This is a genomic window from Flavobacterium sp. Leaf82, from assembly GCF_001422725.1.
Lineage (GTDB): Bacteria > Bacteroidota > Bacteroidia > Flavobacteriales > Flavobacteriaceae > Flavobacterium.
Window position 1 is genome coordinate 385,320 of sequence record NZ_LMMA01000001.1, and the last position, 20,272, is coordinate 405,591.

Genomic DNA, 20,272 nt, shown 5'->3' on the forward strand with positions numbered 1-20,272 from the left:
TAGAAAAAATCAGAACAATGTATGTAGAGCTCCAGCGGAGCGATATATTTATCTAAAATTTAAAATACATACCAATAAATCCCATCGCGGTGACATATCGAATCGTGCTAAAAATATATGTCGCTCCGCTGGAGCTGGATTATAATGGCGCGTAATAAAATTGGGCTATAAATATGTCGCTCCGCTGGAGCTTATATTAATAACGAATACAAAATTGGCTATAAATATCTCGCTCCGCTGGAGCTTTACATTAGAAATATTAGAAAAAAAATCTGCTTAATCTTCAAAATCTGCGTGAAACAAAAAAATATTAATCATTCTAATCTGTCAAATCTGTGGCAAAAATTTCTAACTTCGAGGAAACAAATCGCCTTACTTATGAAAAAAGCAATTGTATACGGAGCAAGCGGATTAGTAGGATCTTATATTCTGGAAAGTTTACTAAATAACGCCAATTATGAACAAGTCATAATTGTGGTTAGAAAAGAGCTAAACATTCAGCATCCAAAATTAAAAACGCTAATTGGTGATTTTAATTCGCTGGCAGGATTAGTAAAAGACATTCAAATAGATGAAGTTTTTATCGCGCTTGGAACAACACAAAAGAAAACGCCGGATAAAAAACTATATTATCAAATCGATCATGATTATCCAATTCTGGCGGCAAAACTGGCAAAGGAAAACGGAGCAAAATCAGTCTTTTTAGTTTCGGCAATTGGAGCAAATGCAAAGTCTTCGATATTTTATACCAAGCTGAAAGGCGAAACCGAACAAGATATTATCAGTTTGAATCTTGATCATACCTATATTTTTCGGCCATCGATGATTTTGGGAGATAGAAAAGAAAGCCGACCTCTTGAAAAAGTATTCATTGGGATATTCAAATTTATCAATCCGTTATTTGTTGGAGGAACAAACAAATACAAAGGAATCGAAGCAAGCGATATCGCCAAAGCAATGGTAAATAGTGCGAACACACTTAATGAGAAAGTCAAAATATTGCATTGGGAAGAAATGACAACTTTGCTAAAATAAAAATAGCATTATCCGGATTAGAGATAATGCCATTTTTAGATTTTGATACTATATAAATTAATGCGCTTTCATTTTTTCGAAAGTCGTAGTAAGTGATTTTTTTGCTTTGGCAAGAGCACCGCTAAAAGCTTTTTCAAGCGTATCTGCGTGGTCTGTTACGGTTAAGGGTTGTAAGTTGGCAATACGAACTTCGATTACACATTTTTTATCGTTTAAGCTGAATTTCTCTCCGTTTTCATCTCCAAAATGTACTTCAACGCGGGTTATTTTTTCCTCGAAACGAGCTAAGCCTTTTTCTAATTCTTCAGAAAAATAAGTGGCTAATCTTTCGTGTCCTTCGATGTTCTTGTCAGTATTGATTTGAATTTTCATATGGCTTTATATTTAATGATTGTTTCTCAAAGCTATCTTTTTTAGAATGAAAAGCCAAGTGAGTTAATAAAACATTAAGAAAATAATTACGCTTTTTTGTCATTGCGAGGAACGAAGCAATCACAGAAGAAACTCCACAAAGTTCATCTTTTAAGAAATAAAAAAAGTGCCAAGTTTGTCAGGCTGAGCGAAGTCGAAGCCCCCGCAACAACAAGCAAACTAAAATTTGCAACTTTTTAAATCAATAAAGATAACCCGCACAAATCAAAGGTTTATTTGGTATCTTCGCAGTCCTAAAACTTTCAGATTATGACTTCGAAAAAACTTTTGCCCGTGTGGTATGCTGGCGGTATTGGAAACAACTGCAACGCTCTGAAAGGCGTAGGACAGCTAACCCATACGGGTTTTATATTACCTAAACTTTCAGATTATGAGTATCAACACCCTTTCAAAAGAAACCGAATTACGGTTAAACGAATTTTTCAACCAAGCGACTGATCCTAAAAGTTTCGCAAAAGCAATTCGAAAATTAAATTATCTTCTCGCCATTTCGTTAATGCGAGAATGCGAAACCCTGCAAATTGATTCAAAATCAGTTCAAGAAGGTTTTTACTTGCTAAACGAACTAGCCGAAATTTTGAATCCTTATCTGGATGCTAAATAATTTAAAACGACAAAAGCCACTGCGAAGTGGCTTTTTTTATTTTGTGGTTTGGTTTGCTTTTTCTGCCTGCTTTGTGATTACGAAGAATGAGAAATTGCAAAATGTTGTCAGACTGAGCGAAGTCGAAGTCCCGCAATAATTATCAAGCTAAGGGTTTTGTCTTTAATTTAATAACACAGGAATTTAGATTCTTTTAATTTTTAATTTAATTATGTGATCGCAAATATCACATTTTACAAAACTATCATCATCCACTAACATATCTATTTCAATTTCGTAATCACAAACAGGACAATTGTAAATTATATCTATAAGTTTTATAGGCGGATTAAGTACAGTTGGAATGTCAAGTTTTGAATGTTCTACCATAATTATTTTTTTTTAATTAACCTATAGACATTTTTGCAGACTCTTTCCAAAGATAATTTGGCATAGGTTCGTTTAACTCCCATTTAATATTCATTGGTTTTTGATCTTCATATTCTTTGAAATTGCCTTCTCCAATAAAAACATATCCCATTGTATTTCCCTTTTCATCATTTGCTTTCTCCCTAATGAAAAGTAAAATTTTCTTATGGTTTTCTTGTTGTTTAATATATGATAAACCTCTACCAATGTCGGGTCTTGAGGAATTTTGACTTTGCCAATGAAATAAAGTTTCACTTATTGCATAATCGTCATACATTGTCGTCGGCGAAAAGTTTTCTTCTGATTTTATTAAGTTAATAAAAAGTAGTTCAGTGTTTAAATTAGCATTTTCTGCTACACCTTCTCGACTTGAAGATTTTTTTTCAAAATTACTTAGTCCAAATGCTACTAAAATTTGATCTCTTGTATACCTCGCATGTAATTTTAGTGGTTGATTATATGGTAATTCAATTTCTATTTCCTTGAAATCAATTCTATCAATTAATATTTCTAATACTTCAATAATTTCATCTACCAAAATCTTATTTTCTCCAATTGCTTTAATACTCAATTCTAATGATTTAAATAAACCATGATTTTGCCATACATCATAATGTAACATTAAGAGCATGGTTTTTTGATTCTCATCAAAATCATCAATTCTAATATTAAAACCTTGTTTTGCAATTTCTAAAATGAAATTAAAATAACTTGTTGAACTTGTAGAAAGCCATTTATTACTTATTGCAGAATAAATTTGTTTTTCATTTATACTTTCAAAATCATCAATTATTCCTGCTCGTTGAAGCAATCTTGACCAGCTATATTTTTTGTAGATTGTTTCAATTGGGATATGATAAAATTCAATAAAATTATTTAAGGTTAAAGGTAAATTAGTTTGATGTTGAAAATTTGTAATTTTAGTTGTTAATTGACTTACATTTAGCGATGTAGCTTTTTTAATATTTTCTAGAATTGTCTCTTTTGTTTTTTTCTCCAGAACAATAGAACAACCTAAAGGTAAATGTGGAAAATCATCTTCAATCTCTTTTTGAACCGAGGTTGTTGTTTTACCTATTAAAGCTCTAAATTTACTTTCGAAATCATATTCTGATCTTGAATTCCCAACAAAATCCAAAACAGTTAAACAATCTTTTCCTTCTGCTAAACGCAAACCGCGACCTAATTGCTGAAGAAAAACGGTTAAACTTTCCGTTGGTCTTAAAAACAAAACGGTATCAATTTCAGGAATATCTACACCTTCATTAAAAATGTCAACGACAAATAAATAATTGAATTCTTTTTTCTTGAATTCTTCTCTAATTTTGTCTCTTTCGCTTGCATTTTTAGATGTTAAGTAATTTGCTTTTAATCCTGCTAAATTGAATTTTTCAGTCATAAAAATAGCATGTTCAACCGTTACACAAAAACCGATCGCACGAATATCATGTATGTCATTAAGATATTTATTAAGATTTGTAATTATCTCGCCAACACGAATATTATTTTTAGTATATAAAGCTGTTAATTCGCTTGCGACATATTTACCTTTTTCCCATTTTACATTTGTTAAATCAATACTATCAGTTATTCCAAAATATTGAAATGGACTTAGTAGTTTTTTGTTTAATGCTTCAGGAAGTCTAATTTCTGCTGCAATACGATCACAGAAATCATCTAGGATATTTTCATTATCCATTCTTTCTGGAGTTGCAGTTAGTCCTAATAAAATCTTAGGTTTAAAGTAATTCAGAAAAGGTCTATAACTTGAAGCTGATCCATGGTGCGCTTCATCAAGAATAATGAAGTCGTAATACTCTGGAGAAAGGTTTAAATCTTTTAATCTATTATTTAAAGTTTGTACTGAAACAAAAAGATATTCATTAGAATTTGGTTCAATTCCATCAACCCATAAATCACCAAAGTTATTATCTTTTAAAACACCTTGAAAAGTCGCTTTTGCTTGTTGTAGAATTTCTTTTCTGTGTGCTACAAAAAGAAGCTTAGATGATTTATTATTAGTTCTAAAGTTTTTGTAATCAAATGCAGATATTACTGTTTTTCCTGTTCCAGTTGCAGCTACTAACAGATTTTTATATCTATTATGAACTATTCTTTCAACTTCTAGTTTTTCAAGAATCTCTTTTTGATAAGGAAAAGGTTTGATGTCAAAATAAGCAGTTGTAAAAACATTTTCTTTTGATGATCTACCTTGTTTAAGAGCATTAACTAATTTATCGGAATGAATGTTATTATCATATAATTCAAAGTCTGCATTTTGCCAATATGCTTCAAATGTTTTTTTAAATTTATCAATGATATGCCCAACTTCTTTAGTAGTAACTTTAAGATTCCATTCGAGTCCATCTGTTAAAGCTGAACGAGAAAAATTTGAAGAACCAATATAACCAGTATGAAATCCTGTATTTCTTTGAAACAAATAAGCTTTTGCATGTAAACGCTCATTTCCTGTATTGTATGAAACCTTTACTTCTGTGTTTTCTAATGATGCTAAAAATTCAACTGCTTTCGAATCTGTTGCACCAATATATGTGGTTGTAATTACCCTTAGTTTTCCGCCTCTTTCAGTAAATTCTCTTAATTCACGTTCAAGGATTCGAATACCTTTCCATTTAATAAATGAAACTAATAAATCGATTTTATCTGAAGATAATATCTCTTTTCGTAATTCGCTTTCTAAAGTTGTCCCTGCATTTCCTCCAGTAAAAAGCTCGCTATGAATTAATCTAGTATATGGCGTAATTTCTTTTAAATGTAGATCTAAGTCTTTAAAATGAGCATCGACTTTTGTAAAAACAGCGGTCAATATTTTTCCTTCTGTTTCAATTAAATCACCTTCAAATTCTGCTTTATCTAATTCATCTCTTAAAAATTGAATTATTTTATTCGAAATTTTTATTTGATTGTCAATTAAGTCAATTTCTTTTTGTTTAGGCAAATTTTCTAATGCATATTTGATGACTTTGCCAATATGTTGCGATAATAATTGAGATGCTTCGGCTTTGTCTATTGAAGTTTTTTTTATTTGAAATGTCTCTTTATCTAATTCGTTTATTTTGTAGTTTATCAGCTTGGTAACTAATTCTTCGTATAATCCTTGGTTCATATTTCAAGTTTTAAAAATTCTTCAACGATTGGTAAATCTGCTTCTGCCCAATCAAGGTTTGATAATTGTGATCTTTCTAGTAATCTGTAATCTTTATGTTCTGCTAGTTTGATTTCACCTGAAATATACTGAACTAAGAAAGGAATTAAATTGATTTTAAAAGTACCGTAATCATGAATGTTATTTGATAATTTTTGTAATACTTCGATGTTTATATTTATTTCTTCTTTAATTTCTCTTTTGATACAATCTATTTCACTTTCATTAAATTCTAATTTTCCGCCAGGAAATTCCCATTTCAAAGGTGATTTCATCTTTTCACTTCTTTGCGCTACGAGAATTTTTTTATCTTTTAAAATAATTGCACAAGTAACATTTATGATTTTAGACATTTTTAATAATGCAATAAATGATTTATAAATACTAATTTGATAACGAAGTTTAATATTAGTGAAATATAATCATATTAACTATTCTTCTTACTTTTTTATAGTTTTGAAAATATTATTTACTTGGTTTTGTTTAATTTTTTGGATAAGCGATATTGAAGTAGTTTTCAAAAGCCTCACAAAGTAAGTTTTTGTCTAAATCAAATAATTCTTTCCGAATATTCCAATCTTTGATATTCTCTTCGTCTTGCTCGCAAATTTCTTCACCTTCAAGTTTTCTGGTTAATATATCGCTTAATAAAATATTATCGCAATGAGAATATTTTGGATAGTATTTCTCAATGAATGCCCAATAGTCAAATTTATGTTCATCTTCTTTTTCTTCTTTGTTGTCTTTCTCTCCAGATTCTTTAATTACTTGGAATTCTAACCAACCTATTGCTTCACCAATTCCTTTGTAAAATGCATTTCTTTCTGCCCAAGTTTCGAAAATGTACTTTTTTAAGTTGATGATTTTTTCATAATCATTTAAAGTTTCATTATTATGATATTTCCTTATTTGATCTTTTCCGAAAATTATTTCTGCTAGATATTTCATTTCTTGATAACGGATTTTTTTATTAGTAATCTAAAATCATGATTTCAAATGTACCTGTTAAATGATAATTGACCCGCGTACAATTGACCTCATTAAATAATAGTTTTCAACTTTGATATTAACCGATGATTTCGATTTTCTCCATAAAAAACGCCAATCATTTCTGACTGGCGTTAATTAATATTTTGAAACTTTTCATGAAAACAAAACCCTAGCCATGATGGGAACGGCATCCTTTTGTTGCTTTCTTTAAGCAATAAAAGATATAGTGTACAGCAGGAAATAGCTCCTGGATATTCAAGTTAAAGTATTTTTTAAAACACAAATTTTAAGTTACAAAAGCTCTTCGACTTCGCTCAGAGTGACAAATCTTTGGCGAGTTTCTAATGTGATTCCTCATTCTTCGCAATGACTACTTATCCTTCTTTCCCCATTTAATTTTCATCTTTCCTTCATCATCTAATGCAATTAAATGCAGAACAATTCCGCGGTCGCGAACGGCGTCTCGTTCGGCTTTGGTGGCGAGTTTGATGTCGTTTTTAGAGTTTCGGAGTGGGATTGTGAGCGCGAGATTGGTGCCACGACCAAAGGAATAAATACCTTCGGCATCAAGGTTTAAAACGCTGGAACTAATGGTGAAATTATTAACATCGACTTGTTCTCCGCGTAATTTGAGATTGCCGGATAAATCGCTGAAGGTAATATTCTTGACATCGCGAAACGGAAACGCAAATTTGCCAATTTTTACGATAGGCTCAAAGTCTAACAAAGCGCCCTGATTGACGTTGAAGCTCAGATTGCCGTGCATAGAATTGGTAATTAACGCACCGTTGCTGTTGATGAATCCGGTAACATTTGCCTGACTGCTGAGTTTTCCTTTAATATTATTAGGATTAAAAGACGTCACGCCAAAGTTGTTGAACGACTTTAAGAAACTCGCAATATCAACCCTGTTTACTTGTGCGTTCGAACTAAAAGCAAAGTTTTTTCCGCTTGGTTTTACTTCGCTGTTAAACGTGATGCTTCCGCCGGAAGTTTGCAGTGAACCATTTTTTATGACCAATCTCGAATCGATCATTTGTACGGTTGCGGTAGTATTTGTTGCGGTTAATTTGTTGTAACTAATTTTATCTGCTTTAATGTCGATTACTACGGCACATTTGTCGATTGCGGTTCGTATTTGGTTCGATATCGAGGTTCTTTTATTGGTTTTGGCAATGGCTTTGCTTTTTTGCGAAGTGGCTAAAACGCCCAGAAATTGTTTGAGATCGATGTAAGGAGAATAGATTTTCCAGTTTACGATCATTTTTTCGGGTGCATCATAATATAGGTTCAGGAAATTGTCGATTTTGCCTTCGATTAAAATGGTGTTTTTTAGGTGTTTGTAAGTAATTTGTTTGATCAGTAAAGCTTTCTCGGTAAAATCAAGATGAATATTGGTTTTTACGGCACGAACATTTTTCGGGATATAATGAAACGAAGCGTCATCAACATCTATTTTGCCTATAAATCGAGGTTTTGTAATGTACAAATCGACAATATCAAACTGAAATTTCAGGTTTGCTTTTGCATGTCCGTCTGTAAACTGAATCCATTTGTCGTTGCTGATTTCGTTGAGTCTTTCGATATCAAAATCTGAACTCACGTTTCCGGTGGCGACTGGTTTCTCCAGATTATTGATAGACAATTGCGGAATCGTAAGCGGAATATTCTCGTATTCGCCCGCAAATTGGGTTAATATAATTGCCGAATTGGCGTCGTTATAACCGTCTTTTAATTTAAAATTATTGGTAAAGATTCCTTTAAAATTGCATTTTTTAATTAATCCGTCCGGAATACTCAATTCGTTGTCTTTTATAATCGCCTGAACTACAATTCTGGGATCTCCTTCGGCATTAAAATCGCCTTTTATATCGCAATTTACATCGATTGGTTTACTTAGATTAAAGCGATTTAGTTTAGAACTAATATTTGCCGATAATACATTCGATGCATTTTGCCATAAAATAGTTGTCCCAATGTTGATTCCGAAAAGGGCATTTCCTTTGGATAAATTAAAAAAAGCAATAATGTCAAAACCGTCTGTTCCTATTTTTAGGTTTTTGGTTACAACATCAATTCGTTCTTTTTCGGATCCGTATGAAACATTAAAAGTTCCTGTAAGTTCCTTTTCTTTTGCAAAACTTCCGTGTACGGTATTAAAGGCTAAACTCTTGATTTTTGTATCCAGAAAAACATCGGTTTGCCAATTATCGCCATCATAATCTACTTTGGTTTTTAAACTCGCGACATCAAAATCAAATAATTTATGACCAAGGCGATTGTCTAAAATAAAATGCACATTGTTAAGGTCGACCTGATCGATTGTAGTTTCTCTATCTGATTTATTTTCGGGTGTTTTTTTCTTTTTTGGTTTAAAGATATCAGCGTTCGAGTAACCGTCTTCGGCTTTATAAACATAAATGTTGGCGTCGTTAATCAGGATTTTATGAATGTTGATTTCGTTTTGTAATAGGTTCCACACGTTTAAACGCACTTCAATTTCTTTGGCATTTAATAAAGTATGTTTGTGCATTGCCCATTGATTGTCTTTGAGTTCGACATCTTTTAAGGCTAAAGTAAAGTTGGGGAAACCGGTTAGAAACTTATAATGAAAATCGCCAACATGAAATTTTCCGTTGATGTTTTCATTAATCTTCGTATTGATCTTGGCGATGATTTCGGTTTTATTTTGGTTAAAATAAATCGACAATCCTCCACAAGCAATTAATAGTAATGTAATGAGCCCTAATATGATAAAGCCAAAACGCTTGGCATATTTTTTAAAACGAACAGATTGAAAGAAGTTTTTTATATGGAGTAAAGTTGTTGTCATCTCGAAGAATTTTCTGGATCATTAAAGATAAGGTAAAAAAATGACGTTATTTTAAAAAGATGACCTTCAGTATATTGTAGGTTAAAGCTTATAATTTTAAAACATGGGAATCATATAATAAATGACAATGCATTTATAATTAAAACTAATTTAAGAATGGTGTTTGATTAGTATTTAATTTTTAAATTTGTAGTCTAGTTTGAAACGAACAATTCAGACAATAATTTTAAAAGACAAAAAATTATGGCATTAGCAATAACAGATGCTACTTTTGATGAAGTAGTTTTGAAATCAGATAAACCAGTAATGGTAGATTTTTGGGCAGCATGGTGCGGTCCTTGTAGAATGGTTGGTCCAATCATTGACCAAATCAGCGAAGAATACGCAGGTAAAGTTGTCGTTGGTAAAGTTGATGTAGATGCTAACCAGGAATTCGCTGCAAAATATGGTGTGCGTAACATACCAACCGTGTTGGTTTTTCATAACGGTGAAGTAGTAGGAAAACAAGTAGGAGTTGCTCCGAAACAAACCTACGCAGATAGTTTAGACGCTTTGTTGTAATCGTAAGATTATGATTTATATAAAAGAGGTTTGGCGAAAGTCAAGCCTTTTTTATTTGTGTTTTTTTGCCACAGATTAACACAGATTAAAAAGGATTTTTTTGCCAGGGATTTCACGAATTAGCACTAATTATTTATTTTGGATAATGCTTAAAAAAGGTTGCCACAGATTAAATAGATTCTCACAGATTATAAAATCATTTTAATCCTTTTAATCTGTGGCAAAAAAATGAGTTTAATTCGTGCTAATTCGTGAAATTAGTGGCGAACTATTTTAAGAATGTAATTGTAAAGGTTGTTCCTGAATCTTGCTGAGAATTGACTTCGATTTTGCAGTTTATGGCGGTTGCCAAATCTCTAATTAAGTGTAATCCTAAACCGGATTTGATACCTATTACTTCTGAGTCGTCGTATAAGGCTTTAAATTGTTCCTGAGTTCCGCCGGGACCGTTATCTGAAATGGCGAGATATTGAACTTCGTTTTCCTGCCATGCTCTCCAGATTATTTTTCCGTTTGTGGTTTTGTCGAGGGCTTTTATAGCGTTTCCGGTTAGGTTTCTGATGATGGTTTTGAGGTAATTTTCATCGGTGTTTAAGATTAGGTTTTCCGGGTTTTCGAATGAAATTTGAATGCTTTCAATACCTGAAAAATGATTCTTCATTTCCTTAAAAATAACATCTACAGCAATTTCTTTAAAATGAGGTTTAAAGTTTTCCATTTGTCCTTTGCTCCACAACAAAATATCTTCCATAGATGATAATAGATTTTCTGCTCCGGTGATAACTTTGGTTTGCATTCGTGCAGCCATTTCTTCATCAATAAGTTCAGGGCTTTCTTTTTGAAGATGTAAAAAGTGGATTAAATTCGAAACGGGACTTCTTAAATCATGATTCAAAATACTAAAGAAACGTGCTTTTATTTTGTTGGCTTCATCCAATTCCTGATTCAAAAGCTGTAATTTCTCATTGGTTTTTTTGCGGTTTTGATTTTGTTTGAATAACAATAAAACGATAATCCCCACGAGAATTAAACCCGAAATTAGAAAAATACGCTGTTTTTTGGCTTCGTCAATCTGAATGTTTTTAAGCGTGTTTTGAGTCGAAAGATTCTTGATTTCCTGTCCTTTTGTTTTATTTTGGTAGCGCGCCTCGGCATTGGCAATGTTTTGTTTCGCCGATTCCTGCATCATTTCATCATTCGATTTACTGTAGATTTCGTTATAATAAAATGCGTCTTTCCAAAGTCCTAATGCGGCATAACTTTGAGATAGTTTTTTGTTGATGTTTACAAACGATTCTTTGTCGTAAGTCAGTGCATTTTTTGAAGCTTTTTTTAAGGTTTCGATGGCTTTTTTGTAATCTCCTTTTTCATATAAAACCCTTCCCATTATGGCATTAGCTTCCATAATAATATCTTCGTCATTTGATTTTTGTGCCAATAAAACTGCTTTTTTTGCATAACTAAATGCCGTGTTTGTTTTGCCTGCATTCGCATAATATTCAGATACGCTTCTGTTAGCGAAACTTAGATTGAGAAATAAAGAATCTTTTCTGGAAGGATACGTATATATTAAAGTGTAATATTTTTGAATGCTGTCAATATTTTTTAAAGGAACAAAACATTGTAAATAATAATTGCAGGAAAAAGCACTGACATAAGGCGAAGTTTTGATATAAGGTTGGGCATAATTAAGATATTCAATGGCTTTATTGTATTGTTTCATTTTGGTGTACGCCGCCGCAATCTGACTGTACGATACACCAATGGTTTCGTCGTTTGCTACCGTTTTTTTTAGCAGTTTTTTGTAGTTGATAGCTTTTAGCTGATAACTAATAAAGGTTTCATATTGTGCATTATCGAGATAATATTCGCCAAGACTTCCGTAAAGGACAGATTTAGTGTAAGTGCTTTTTGTAGTGTCAAGAACTTGTTTGACATATGCTATTAATTTTTTTCTTTTTAAAGTTTCGTTCAGCGCATAATAGGCATAACTAAGGCGCATCAAAGCCGAAGTTTCGTTTTTAAGATGTCTGGCTTTTTGTGCATATTTTAAGGCAAACTCATAATTGATCGATGCCTCTTTGGTCTGATTATTATTGAATTCGTATGCTTTTCCTTTTAAAAAATAAAACCTTGATTTGTAGGCGAGATGATCTTTAGACAGTTCGATTCCTTTTTGTGCGGCAACGATTAGTTTGGGATAATCTTCGGCATCTAATATTTCGTTGGTGTATTTTAGCCAGGCTTTTAGTTTTTCTGGTTGGGTTTTATACTTTGCTAAAATAGGTTCCTGCTGCGCAAAAGCAGTTAGATTGATGAATAACAAAAACAAAAACCGCATTTTTCTCATGAAAACAGGTTTAAGTTGTCTTTATAACTTCTTCCTACCGGAATAGCAACATTATTATTTAAAATAATTTCGGTTGAATTAATCTTCTGAATAAACTGTTTCTGAACGGCATAACTTCTATGAATCCTGATAAAAGATTGAAAATGTTCTTCTTTCAATAAATTACCAATACTCGATAAAACGCAATGTCTTTTTTTGTCGGTTATTACAAGCGTATAATCTTTTAGTGCTTCGAGATATAGAATTTCGTGCAATTTGACTTTTGTTTGTTCGTGACCTTCTTTTATATAAATAGTGTCACCGCCAATACTGGCTTCAAAAAGAGAAGCTTTGAGTTTGATCTCCATAAATTCCTCAATTCTGCTTACGGTTTGTGTAAACCGATCCAGTTTTAGAGGTTTTACGATAAAATCAAGCGTTTCTATTTGAAAACTTTCTACAGCATGTTCAGGATGTGCGGTTATAAAAATACAAACCGGAATCTCTAATGCTTTTTTTCTAAAGTCAATTCCGTTTAAACCCGGCATATCAATATCCAGAAACAAGATATCGACTTTTTGTTCTTCGATAAACGGAAGGGCATCTTCTGCCGATTCAAAAACAGCTAAAATATCCAGAACAGGAAACTTTTTGGCAAACGATACTACCGTAAGCCTGTCTATTTCGTCGTCATCAACAATAATACAAGTGTATTTTTTGGTCATTTAGCTAGAATTTATGTCGTCTGTCTATTTAAAATGTTGTTCGTCTATTGGTGGTTTTTCTGCACATTTTAATCCTGCAACTTTGTCTCGTAATTCAATCATCACATAAAAGAAACACTTTTTTTACCAATTGATTGTTGCAAAAATAATGTTATTGAATTAAATACGAATCATTTAGCCAAAATTTTAAAACCAAATTATTATGAAATTTTCAAAAACAATTTTTACCCTTTTATTAGTAGCAATTTCTACAATTTCATGCAGCAGTGATGACGGAAGTAACGGAATCGATGGAACAAACGGAACTAATGGACTTGATGGAAAAACCGGAGCAACCGGACCGGCAGGAACAGCAAATGTTATTTATAGTGCATGGTTGACAGCGCCCGCAGCAGTTGCAGAAACAATAGACGGAACTTCAGGAATGTCAACAAGTATAAATGCCCCGGAATTGTCAGAAGATATCCTTGCAAAAGGAACGATACTGGTTTATGTGTCGTTTGGTACAGGTACTTATACACTGCCTTACACATCAACAGCCGGAGGATTTGTTAATACGATTACGGCTATTTCTACAGCAAAGAAAATCAAATTATTCAGATTTAGACATGATGCGGGAGGAACTGTAAATCTTCCCACATCACTTTCCTGGCGCTATATTTTGATTCCCGGAGGTGTTGCCGCTACAACAAAAACAGCAAAAGCTGATTATTCGAAATTGAGTTACGAAGAAGCTTGTGCACGTTTTAATATTCAGCCTTAATTTTTAGAGAGAAATCAAAAAACCGAATAATTAAGATCATTATGAAGACTTTAAAAACCATTTTCACCATTTTATCAGTTGCATTATTAACCATTTCCTGCAACAGCGATGATGACAAAGAAGATTCAGTAAAATATAACGAAGAAAATCCTCTTGATGCTTATATGGCAGGTTCAGGATTTAGCCAGAAAGCAGTTGATGTAAAAAACTCAGGAATTTACGAATACGGGTTTAGCTTTAAGCCTACAGTTACCGGAAAAATAAATGCTTTAATAGTAAAAATTCCGGATGTAAATGCTGCTTTAAGAATCACTTTATGGGATGCGACGACGAAAAAAGTTATAAAATCAGAAACGGTAAATGTAGCCACAGCAAATGTTACGGTAGAAAAAACAATCGCTTCGATTGCACTTACAAAAGACAAGGAATACTTTTTTACCGTAAACAGCGACGACTGGATTAACAGAACAAAAACTGACGGATCAGCAACTACTTATCCTATTGTAGCCGGAAATATTACCATAACCGGATATGCATATATTTCGAGTACCGCTGCAGAAACTATTTTCCCAACGAATGCACGCAATACGTATTATGCGGGAGATATTACTTTTAAATTTCAACGAACTGAATAATTTTATTTTGGATAGTGAGAATTAGTATTTTTTAAAAAGGTCTGGCAATCGTCAGGCTTTTTTTGTTCAGACCTAACAGGTTTTTAAAACCTGTTAGGTCTTTTTTTAAAATAAGGCATAAAAATTCGTGAAATTCAATTTTAAACATAAAGTGATTCGTGCTAATTCGTGAAATTCGTGGCAAACTTTCAATAAAACCGATCCTTTTTTTTATTTTTACGAATCTAACATTCCTTTAAAAATGAAAATTTTCTACAGCTTTCTTTGTGTTCTTGCATTTACTACAATTGGTTTTTCTCAATCGAAACAAAAAGAAAATCTTGTTTTAGAAAATGGCGTTTCAGAACAAATGGCGCACTTTCGAAAAAAACAGATTTCAGAGGTTACGTATGGGCTTTCTTTTGAGATTCCGCAGCAAAAACAGCAGGAAATCAATTCAAATCTTGCTTTGAATTTGACGATTTCTGATTTGAGTGAGCCTTTATATTTAGATTTTAAAGAGAAGTCTTCAAACATAAAATCGATTCAGGTTAATGCTAAAAGTATTGCTATTGTTCATGAAAAAGGGCATATTGTTATTGCTGCAAAAGATTTGATTCAGGGAAAAAACACCATTGCCATTTCGTTTACAGCAGGAAATTTATCCTTAAATAGAAATGATGATTTCTTATACACTTTATTAGTTCCGGATCGTGCGAGTACCTTATTTCCTTGTTTTGATCAGCCGGATATTAAAGCAACTTATAACTTGAGTTTAACAGTTCCTAAAGACTGGACGGTTTTGGCTGGAGCCGATGTAAAAGAAAAAGTAGAAAAAGGAGATTTTACAGCTTATAGTTTTGGAGAATCAGACAAAATGAGCACGTATTTGTTTTCATTCGTTGCCGGCAAATTTAAAACGGTAACACAAAAACCAGGAAATAGAGAAATGACGATGTTATATCGCGAAAACAATGCTGAAAAACTTCGCATGAGTACCGATACGATTTTTAATTTGCACCAACAATCAGTAGACTTTTTAGAAAAATATACCAATTATCCGTTTCCGTTTCAGAAGTTGGATTTTGCTTCGATTCCGGTTTTTCAATATGGCGGAATGGAACATGTTGGCGCGATTCAGTACAGAGAATCGACTTTATTTCTTGATAATAGTTCAACCGACAGCGAGAAATTAGATCGCGCCAAATTGATTGCGCATGAAACCTCACACATGTGGTTTGGTGATTTAGTGACTATGAAATGGTTTGATGATGTCTGGATGAAAGAAGTGTTTGCGAATTTTATGGCAGACAAAATCATGAATCCAATTTTCCCGAAAGTCAATCATAATCTGCAGTTTTTATCGGCACATTATTCTAACGCTTACGCGGAAGATCGTTCGTTAGGCACACATCCGATAAAACAACATTTAGCAAATCTAAAAGATGCAGGTTCGCTTTACGGAGCCATTATTTATAATAAAGCGCCTATTATGATGCGCCAATTAGAAGCTTCGATGGGAAAAGAAGCTTTCCAGAAAGGAATTGAAAAATACATTAAAAAATACGCCAACGACAACGCAGATTGGAATAATCTGGTAGAAATCCTGGATGCAGAAACGCCGCTTGATATGCAAAAATGGAGTGAGGTTTGGGTGAATAAATCCGGAAGGGCAATTTTCTCTGATAAGATTGAATACGATGCTAAAAACCGAATTTCGTCGTTTGAAATAAGCCAACAAGCCGAAGATAAATCGGCCAATGTATGGCCTCAAATTTTTGAGATTGGTTTGGTTTATAAGGATCAGGTTAAAGTGATTACGGTCAATATAAAAGACAAAAATCTAGTCGTAAAAGAAGCAATTGGACTTGAAAAACCTATTGCAGTTATTTATAATTATAATGGTTTTGGTTACGGTGTTTTTCCGCTTGACGGAAATAATATTGAAGCTGTTTTATCTTTGAAAGATGAGGTTGCCAGAGCTTCAGCCTATATTAATATTTATGAAAATACCTTAACGGGAAATGTTGCACCAAAGAAAGCATTTGATTGTTTTATAAAAGGAATTCAGCAGGAAGAAAATGAGTTGGTTTTAAAGATAATTACCAATCAAACCAGTAATGTCTTTTGGAAATTTTTAACCGAAAAACAACAAACCAAAGCGCAAAAACAATTAGAAGAAGTTTTGTACAAACGTTTGCAAGCCAATTTGCCAAGCAATATCAAAAAGACTTTGTTTAATTTGTTCAGTTCGATTGCGTATTCAAATTCGGCTAAAGCCAAATTATATGCGTTATGGAATAAAGAAAAAGTGATTCCAAGCTTGAAATTAAACGAAGACGATTACACGAATATGGCAATGAATTTAGCTATATTTAAACATGAAAAGGCAGATGAAATCTTAAATAAAGCCAGAACAACCATCACAAATCCTGACAAACAAAAGCGATTTGAGTTTTTGCTTCCGTCATTATCGAAGGATGAAATGGTTCGTGATGCGTTTGTAAAATCGTTGAAAGACGATGAAAACAGAGAAAAAGAATCGTGGGTTGCTTTAGGTTTAGCGAATATTCATCATCCGTTACGTCAGGAAAGTGCTCAAAAGTATATCAGGTTTTCGTTAGATTTGGTTGAGGAAATTCAGCGAACAGGAGATATTTTCTTCCCGAAAGACTGGCTTAATAATACCATTGGAAAATACTCGTCGAAATATGCTTATGATGAAGTACAGCGATTCTTAAAAGAAAACCCTAATTTTAGTCCCATATTAAAACGAAAATTATTGCAGGCGACAGACGGTTTATACCGCGCACAAAATATTAAAAAAGAAACCGAATGAAAATCGAATCGGAAATAGAGAAAGTCTCCAGTTTTCAGCATCTCGAAATGTTGGCAAATCAGGTTGTAGAAGGTTTTATATCCGGAATGCACAAGAGTCCGTTTCATGGATTTTCGGCTGAATTTGCAGAGCATAAAGTGTATAATGCAGGAGAAAGCACGAAACATATCGATTGGAAATTATTTGCCAAAACAGATCGTTTATACACGAAACGTTATGAGGAAGAAACCAATTTACGTTGCCATCTTATTGTCGATAATTCGTCATCAATGCATTATCCTGAACTAAAATCAGGTCAGCCTTTTTATGAAAAGAAGATTGGTTTTGCGGTTTTGGCTTCGGCAGTTTTAATGAATATCTTAAAGAAACAGCGTGATGCCGTAGGTTTAAGTGTTTTCTCAGACAGTTACGAATATTACGCTCCCGAAAAAGGAAGTGATCGCCACCATAGAATGCTGCTGAATAAATTAGAGCAATTATTAGAAAAGCCAAAAGTCAAAAAAACAACAGACACGATTACATATTTGCATCAAATTGCAGAGAAAATGCATCGCCGTTCGATGATTATCCTTTTTACAGATATGTTTCAGTCAGAAGACGATGAAAAGCTTTTTAGTGCCTTACAACATCTTAAACACAACAAACACAAAGTAGTTTTGTTTCATGTGGTTGATAATGAAACAGAGCTTAAATTTGACTTTGATAATACGCCAAGAAAGTTTATTGACTTAGAATCAGGCGAAGAAGTATCGATTTTTGCCGATAATGTAAAAGTAGAGTATGAAAAGAGGGCAGAAGCTTATTTTAAAAACCTGGCTTTAACGTGTGCAAAAAACCAAATTAAGTACGTTCCGGTGAATGTTGGCGATAATTTTGAAAAAATATTGACTACTTATTTAGTTGAAAAACAAAACTTTGGCTAACGATTTGAAAATATATTTAATTTTTTTTATCAAAACGCTTGCAGAAATGAAATTCTGTACTATCTTTGCAACCGCAATAACGCAGAGGTTTGGTAGTTCAGTTGGTTAGAATACATGCCTGTCACGCATGGGGTCGCGGGTTCGAGTCCCGTCCAGACCGCAATATTGGGAAAAGCCTTTCTTAACGGAAAGGCTTTTTTGCCCAAATACGGTATCTAAGATTAGTTGTGTTGTTTTGCTACGACTTTGTAACTCGTAGCTGGTTTAGTAGTTAGACCAATGAAAAGCTTTCCACTTTTGTGGATGGCTTTTTTGATTTACGACACTTTTGGTTTAACGCAAAGAGCGCTAAGATTTACGCAAAGTCCGCAAAGTTTTTTATAAGCTTTGCGGATTTTTTTTGGTTTTATACTAAGTGTAGTTTGTCATTTCGACCGAAGGAAGAAATCACACAAGAAACTCCGTAAAGTATATTTTCAATCTATCTCGATCAACTAGGGTGATTTCTCACTTCGATCGAAATGACAAGATTGTAAATCGTGTTATATTTCAATTATAGCCCAAGGTTTCAACCTTGGGAAAACGGATGATTGTAATTGTGAAAAATGTTTTTCGTCCCAATCGTTGAAACCATTGACAATGTTTTAAAAAAGATGTTATTATTTGTGTGAAAATAATTAATAAAAAAGATGAACTTTGAGAAAGCAGCCAAGATTTGATTAGAATTTTTAATTTTTATGCTTTGGAATTTATTTAAAATCAGTTCATTAAAAAATTCTCAATTTTTATTCCTAAAAACCCTTGTATAATCCAACTTCTGTTGTATTTTTGCACTCACAATAACGCAGTTGGTTTGGTAGTTCAGTTGGTTAGAATACATGCCTGTCACGCATGGGGTCGCGGGTTCGAGTCCCGTCCAGACCGCAATATTGGAAGAAGCCTTTCTTAACGGAAAGGCTTTTTTGTTTTTATAGCTATTTGAAGTTTAACCGCAAAGAGCGCTAAGATTTAATTTACTTTACGCATAGAAAATACAAAGTTCGCAAAGCTAGATCAACACAAAGCTTTGCGAACTTTGTGTTTTCTAAAAAGCATACTTTGAAAAACTTTGCGGACTTTGCGGTTAAATCACCGCTATTTTAAACCTCAAACTATTTATTTCTTCTTATATTTATATGTCACTATTACTTCAATGGAACATTCCGGTCAGAAACTAGATAAGTATTACATCAAAAAAGTAGATGCTGATAAAAAAAGCATTTATTGTCACCACGATTTAATGGGAGAATTGTTTGTGCCTACACATAAACACGACAAAGCGCAATTATTATATGCCGAAGGCGATGTGGTTTTTGTAACAACAGAAACGAAAACTTACTTTTTGCCGGCAAGACATTTTATCTGGATCCCAAGTGGTGTTGCGCACAGCATCGAACCCAAATCTGAAAGTGTGACAATGCGAAATTTATATTTTCCGGTTGAAAAAGACGAAGACGTTTTTTATAAAAGTGAAGGTATTTATCCGGTCAATAATTTATTGTTGCAAATGATGCTTTTTACGAATAGGTGGAATGGCGATCTTAAAAAAGGAAGTCCGAATTTTGCGATTGCTAAAGCGATTAAGGCAATATTACCTCAAATTTGCCTGACCAATTTGCCTTTAGAATTACCACAACCAAAAGACCCGCGTTTGGGTAAAATTTTAAGACATATCGAGAATAATTTGGGTGAAACTATTTTGTTTGCTGAGGTTGCGCATGAATTTGGATATAGCGAACGATCTCTATATCGCTTGTTTCAAAAAGATCTTAAAATGTCTTTTATTCAATATTATACTATTCGAAGAATTTTAAAAGCGATTGAACTTTTGCTTGACAGAAAACTTTCGGTCAAAGAAGTTGCGCAGGAAGTAGGATATAGTAGTGTACCAACGTTTAGTAATACTTTCTTTAAATTTCTGGGACAAAGACCTTCTGATTACTTAAATGGAGAAGATATCTTGAGAACTAAATAGAAAGTTTTTTGCCCACGGATTTTACTGATTTAAACA

General features: G+C 33.1%; 15 protein-coding genes and 2 tRNA genes. 10 read left to right on the forward strand and 7 right to left on the reverse strand.

Annotation, left to right across the window (positions count from 1 at the left end):
- Window positions 1-378 precede the first annotated feature (378 nt).
- A complete protein-coding gene (locus tag ASF10_RS01610) occupies window positions 379-1,035 on the forward strand; it encodes an oxidoreductase (RefSeq protein WP_056244512.1) in 657 nt (218 codons plus the stop codon).
- Between the two features lie 57 nt (window positions 1,036-1,092).
- On the opposite strand, the gene ASF10_RS01615 is transcribed toward ASF10_RS01610, so the two are convergent.
- Window positions 1,093-1,407: an HPF/RaiA family ribosome-associated protein gene (locus ASF10_RS01615; RefSeq protein ID WP_056244515.1), complete on the reverse strand. Its 315-nt coding sequence runs from the start codon at window positions 1,405-1,407 to the stop codon at window positions 1,093-1,095.
- A gap of 430 nt (window positions 1,408-1,837) precedes the next feature.
- Between ASF10_RS01615 and ASF10_RS01620 the strand changes: the two genes are divergently transcribed.
- Window positions 1,838-2,071: a hypothetical protein gene (locus ASF10_RS01620; protein ID WP_056244517.1), complete on the forward strand. Its 234-nt coding sequence runs from the start codon at window positions 1,838-1,840 to the stop codon at window positions 2,069-2,071.
- Between the two features lie 385 nt (window positions 2,072-2,456).
- Here the strand turns inward: ASF10_RS01620 and ASF10_RS01630 are convergent, their stop codons facing one another.
- The 4 genes from ASF10_RS01630 to ASF10_RS01645 all read right to left on the reverse strand — a co-directional run bounded on the left by ASF10_RS01630 (window position 2,457) and on the right by ASF10_RS01645 (window position 9,468).
- Window positions 2,457-5,606 carry a DUF3427 domain-containing protein gene (locus ASF10_RS01630; RefSeq protein ID WP_056244522.1) on the reverse strand — a complete coding sequence of 1,050 codons (3,150 nt, stop codon included), beginning with the start codon at window positions 5,604-5,606 and terminating at the stop codon, window positions 2,457-2,459.
- Window positions 5,603-5,998 carry a (deoxy)nucleoside triphosphate pyrophosphohydrolase gene (locus ASF10_RS01635; RefSeq protein ID WP_241774884.1) on the reverse strand — a complete coding sequence of 132 codons (396 nt, stop codon included), beginning with the start codon at window positions 5,996-5,998 and terminating at the stop codon, window positions 5,603-5,605. Before ASF10_RS01635 ends, ASF10_RS01630 begins: the two co-directional genes overlap by 4 nt.
- Before the next feature lie 130 nt (window positions 5,999-6,128).
- On the reverse strand, window positions 6,129-6,593 hold the full coding sequence (locus ASF10_RS01640) for a hypothetical protein (protein ID WP_056244524.1): 465 nt from the start codon (window positions 6,591-6,593) through the stop codon (window positions 6,129-6,131).
- A 412-nt stretch (window positions 6,594-7,005) separates the two neighbouring features.
- Window positions 7,006-9,468 (reverse strand): AsmA-like C-terminal region-containing protein, encoded by a 2,463-nt coding sequence (locus ASF10_RS01645; RefSeq protein WP_056244527.1) that lies wholly within the window; start codon window positions 9,466-9,468, stop codon window positions 7,006-7,008.
- A 243-nt stretch (window positions 9,469-9,711) separates the two neighbouring features.
- On the opposite strand from ASF10_RS01645, the gene trxA reads away from it, so the two are divergent.
- The gene (gene trxA, locus ASF10_RS01650; protein WP_041516662.1) at window positions 9,712-10,029 is read left to right on the forward strand and encodes a thioredoxin; all 318 of its coding nucleotides are present in this window, start codon (window positions 9,712-9,714) and stop codon (window positions 10,027-10,029) included.
- A gap of 268 nt (window positions 10,030-10,297) precedes the next feature.
- Here the strand turns inward: trxA and ASF10_RS01655 are convergent, their stop codons facing one another.
- Window positions 10,298-12,379, reverse strand: coding sequence for a sensor histidine kinase (locus ASF10_RS01655; protein WP_056244528.1), 2,082 nt, complete (start codon window positions 12,377-12,379; stop codon window positions 10,298-10,300).
- On the reverse strand, window positions 12,376-13,083 hold the full coding sequence (locus ASF10_RS01660; RefSeq protein WP_056244532.1) for a LytR/AlgR family response regulator transcription factor: 708 nt from the start codon (window positions 13,081-13,083) through the stop codon (window positions 12,376-12,378). The genes ASF10_RS01655 and ASF10_RS01660 overlap by 4 nt, the downstream gene beginning before the upstream one ends.
- A gap of 202 nt (window positions 13,084-13,285) precedes the next feature.
- Between ASF10_RS01660 and ASF10_RS01665 the strand changes: the two genes are divergently transcribed.
- The 7 genes from ASF10_RS01665 (at window position 13,286) to ASF10_RS01695 (ending at window position 20,236) form a co-directional block, all read left to right on the forward strand.
- On the forward strand, window positions 13,286-13,846 hold the full coding sequence (locus ASF10_RS01665; protein WP_056244535.1) for a hypothetical protein: 561 nt from the start codon (window positions 13,286-13,288) through the stop codon (window positions 13,844-13,846).
- 41 nt (window positions 13,847-13,887) lie between these two features.
- Entirely contained in the window at window positions 13,888-14,481 is a 594-nt protein-coding gene (locus ASF10_RS01670) for a DUF4082 domain-containing protein (RefSeq protein WP_056244539.1), read from the forward strand.
- 241 nt (window positions 14,482-14,722) lie between these two features.
- On the forward strand, window positions 14,723-17,299 hold the full coding sequence (locus ASF10_RS01675; protein WP_056244542.1) for a M1 family aminopeptidase: 2,577 nt from the start codon (window positions 14,723-14,725) through the stop codon (window positions 17,297-17,299).
- Window positions 17,296-18,222 (forward strand): DUF58 domain-containing protein, encoded by a 927-nt coding sequence (locus ASF10_RS01680; RefSeq protein WP_056244545.1) that lies wholly within the window; start codon window positions 17,296-17,298, stop codon window positions 18,220-18,222. The genes ASF10_RS01675 and ASF10_RS01680 overlap by 4 nt, the downstream gene beginning before the upstream one ends.
- Before the next feature lie 86 nt (window positions 18,223-18,308).
- Window positions 18,309-18,382, forward strand: a tRNA-Asp gene (locus ASF10_RS01685).
- A 690-nt stretch (window positions 18,383-19,072) separates the two neighbouring features.
- Window positions 19,073-19,146: transfer RNA gene (locus ASF10_RS01690), tRNA-Asp, on the forward strand.
- A 268-nt stretch (window positions 19,147-19,414) separates the two neighbouring features.
- Window positions 19,415-20,236, forward strand: a complete 822-nt coding sequence (locus ASF10_RS01695) for an AraC family transcriptional regulator (protein ID WP_056244548.1) — start codon at window positions 19,415-19,417, stop codon at window positions 20,234-20,236.
- The last annotated feature ends 36 nt before the right edge of the window (window positions 20,237-20,272 follow it).